The 252-nt window shown below is 60.3% G+C and carries 1 protein-coding gene; it reads left to right on the top strand.

The window, feature by feature from the left end; genetic code table 11:
- The coding region (locus RAD04_RS38980) for a hypothetical protein (protein ID WP_461628009.1) at positions 1–222 on the top strand (222 nt) is incomplete at its 5' end.
- Positions 223–252: the final 30 nt, after the last annotated feature.

Here is a 252-nt window from a genome sequence, read left to right as displayed (position 1 = left end):
TGCTGGAAGGAACTCAAGGAGATGCTCGACCAGCACCAAATCGAAGGGACCAGCGTGAATGATGTCATGGTGAACGCGCTGCAGCGCTTTGTCGAAGAAGCTCGCGAGCGCATGATCGACGCGGAGTTCGCCGAGATGGCGACGGACGAGAGGTATCTCGCGCAGAACCGCATCCTGGCCGCTGAGTTTGCGCGAGCTGATTCGGAGTCGCTGCCATCTTAGGGCAATACCGCCCGTGCAGCGCGGTGACGT

The organism is Bradyrhizobium sp. 25ACV (assembly GCF_054863005.1).
Note: the sequence above shows the minus strand (reverse complement) of the source record. Positions and strands in the feature narration are given on the sequence as shown.